This window comes from Polaromonas aquatica (assembly GCF_042659145.1).
Lineage (GTDB): Bacteria > Pseudomonadota > Gammaproteobacteria > Burkholderiales > Burkholderiaceae_C > Polaromonas > Polaromonas aquatica.
In genome coordinates this window covers 1-3,092 of record NZ_JBHSRS010000056.1, presented here as the reverse complement: position 1 = coordinate 3,092, position 3,092 = coordinate 1, and the positions used below count along the sequence as shown (strand labels likewise).

Annotated in this window: 1 protein-coding gene; it reads left to right on the top strand. The window is 59.3% G+C overall.

The genetic code is table 11. The annotated features are described in order from the left end of the window. Positions 1–145 precede the first annotated feature (145 nt). The gene (locus ACFQND_RS12420; RefSeq protein WP_003049965.1) at positions 146–3,061 is read left to right on the top strand and encodes a Tn3-like element IS1071 family transposase; all 2,916 of its coding nucleotides are present in this window, start codon (positions 146–148) and stop codon (positions 3,059–3,061) included. The last annotated feature ends 31 nt before the right edge of the window (positions 3,062–3,092 follow it).

Genomic DNA, 3,092 nt, shown 5'->3' with positions numbered 1-3,092 from the left:
GGGGTCTCCTCGTTTTCAGTGCAATAAGTGACGGTACGCAAAGCTAGCACTGGCGCGGGGGTGGTCTGGGTAGACCGTTGATTTCATTGACTTTCCTGTTCGCTTTGTAAACGGGTATGGTGGCCTCCCACTTTTGAGGTTCACGATGCAGGGTTGGCACACAACGTTTTTGGGGATGCGTGGGCTCCCCCGCGATATCAGCGACTTCGAGATGAAGGCATTTTTCACCTTCGATGGTGCCGAGCGCGACGCAATCAATGCACGCCGAGGTGATTCCCACAAGCTTGGTCTGGCGCTCCATATTGGTTTCCTGCGCATGAGTGGGCGTTTGCTCGGTGCCTTTCGGGTAATTCCAGTAGCCTTGTGGCGCCACCTTGGCAACGAGCTTGGCATTGCAGCACCAGAAGTCGCCTCGCTGAGAGCCATGTATGAACGCGGGCGCACGCTATTCGATCACCAACAAGTAGCCTGCACGGTCCTTGGATTCCAGTGGATGAGCGAGCACCAGCGCCGCTCACTGGTACGTGAACTGCGCGACGAAGTGGCGCGCTGCGCCGACCGCGATCAGCTACTCGTGCGGGCGCGTCAATGGCTGTACAAGAACAAGCTGGTGATCGTGCACGAGCGGGCAATTCGGACACTGATTGCGGCGGCACTTGCCCAGCTTGAAGTTGAAACAGGCACCGCCATCGCCGCCAGCGTTGATCCAGCAACACTTGATCGCTGGCGAGCCTCAGTTTCAGAGCTGCGCCCAGATGGACAAACCCAGCAGAGTTGGCTATGGGCTGCACCGGCGAAACACTCAACCCGCCAAATCAGCGAGGTACTGGAGCGCATCGACCTGCTTTACACGCTGGACGTTCATAAGCACCTGGCAGACATCCCCGATCTCATCTTGCGCCGCTACGCGCGCCGACTTGTCTCCAGGCCGCCCTCAGCCGGAGCCAAGATCAAAGAGCCAGCGCGCACCGTGGAGGTCGCATGCTTTCTTCGGTATTGCCTGTTCACCACCACAGACCAGTTGATCCTTATGGTGCAGCGCCGGATCGCCGATCTGTGGCGTCAGGCTGCCGCCGATGTCCCCGCTACCGTCAATTGGGCCGCAATGTACAAAACGCTGCTCGGCGAACTTGTTGCCTTGAGCGCGCAAGGTGCGGTGCCAGATGCTGAGTTGCGTGCCCGTCTTGAAGCCTTGATCACCGAAACCCAGAAACGCAAACCACCGAGCAGGGCCTCCCTGGTCCGCGAGGGATTGATTGATGGAATTCGCCCCGTGCGGTCGTTGCTCGTCGCCATTGCAAAGCTGCCCTGGCAGGCCACCGGCGAGCATCCTGCCATCGAGTACCTTGCCAAGCTGCAAGCTTTATATCTCAAAGGATCCAGAAAGCTGCCAGTTGAAGTGGTGGCACCAAGTCTGGGAATGATCTGGCAGGTTTCGATCTCCAGCCCAGACCGGGAACGGGCGTTTCAGGCGTTGGAGGTGGCCACCCTGTTTGCCCTGCGCCGCGCGGTGCGCAATGGCTCGGTCTGGATTGAGCACAGCCTGAGCTTTCGGGGTCGTGCGCGCTTGTTCTTCACGGACGAGCGTTGGCAGGCAGAGTCCAAGAAACACTATGCCCGTCTATCGTTACCCAGCAAGGCTGCCACTTTCTTGAAGCCTTTGCTGGCCAGAGTAACTGCCGGTGTCGATGCGGTGGCCGCTGCAGCCCGCAGTGGCGTACTGCGCGTGGATGATGAACTCCATTTGTCGCCATTGCCCGCAGAGGACGAAGACCCAGAAGTGACCAAGCTGCGCGCGGCTTTGGATCACCGCATCGGTGAGGTTCAATTGCCGGAAGTGATTCTGGCCGTTGACGCCCAGGTGCGCTTTAGCTGGATCATGCTCGGACGTGAGCCGCGCTCTACCGACGAGCTGCTGATGGTCTATGCCGGCATCATGGCCCACGGCACCAGTCTGACTGCGGTCGAATGCGCGCGCATGATTCCGCAATTGTCTGCCACCAGCATTCGCCAGGCCATGCGCTGGGCGCGGGACGAACGGCGTCTGAGCCAGGCCTGCCAGGCTGTGCTGGAATTCATGCAGCGACACCCGATTGCCGCCACCTGGGGGCGGTCCGATTTGGCATCTTCTGACATGATGAGCATGGAGACCACCAAACGGGTGTGGCAAGCCCGGCTTGATCCTCGGCGCAACACACCTTCCATTGGAATCTACTCCCATGTAAAAGACCGGTGGGGCATCTTCCATGCGCAGCCCTTTGTGCTCAATGAGCGCCAGGCGGGCGTGGCCATTGAAGGTGTCATCCGCCAAGAAAAGCTGGAGACCAGCCAGCTTGCTGTGGATACCCATGGCTACACCGACTTTGCCATGTCACATGCCCGTTTGCTTGGTTTTGATCTTTGCCCGCGGTTGAAGGAACTCAAACAGCGCCACCTCTTTGTGCCACGCGGCACCAAAGTGCCCGCAGAAATCGCTGCGGTGTGCGAAGCCAATGTCGACGTCGCTTTGATCGAAAAGCATTGGGATAGTCTGGTGCACCTGGCAGCCTCGGTCATGAGCGGACATGCCAGTGCGGTGGCAGCTCTTGCGCGGTTCGGTTCTGCCGCCCAGGGCGATCCAATCTATGAGGCTGGCGTGCAATTGGGGCGGTTGCTGCGTACGGCGTTTTTGGCTGACTACTTTGTCAAGGACGCTTTCAGGAACGAGTTGCGCCGGGTGCTCAATCGGGGCGAGGCTGTTAACGCCCTCAAGCGCGCCATTTATACCGGCCGGATCAGCCCGGCGCAGGCCAAACGTGTCGATGAAATGCAGGCTGTGGCCGATGCGTTGAGCCTGATGGCCAACATCGTGATGGCGTGGAATACCTCACAGATGCAGGCGGTCCTGGATCGCTGGTCGAACCGCCGCCAGGTCATTCCACCGGAACTGATCGGGAAGATTGCGCCCACCAGGCTGGAGAGCATCAACTTGCGGGGTGTGTTTCGCTTCCCGGTTGACCGCTATGCTGACCAAATCCTGCCTTCGCGGCCAAATGCATCGATAACTGGCACCAATGGATGAAACCGACCACGGTTTGACGCCACGAATCGCA

What these genes read in the sequence shown, in the direction of transcription:
- ACFQND_RS12420 (WP_003049965.1), top strand. Translation starts at nt 146, where the DNA reads ATGCAGGGTTGGCACACAACGTTTTTGGGGATGCGTGGGCTCCCCCGC.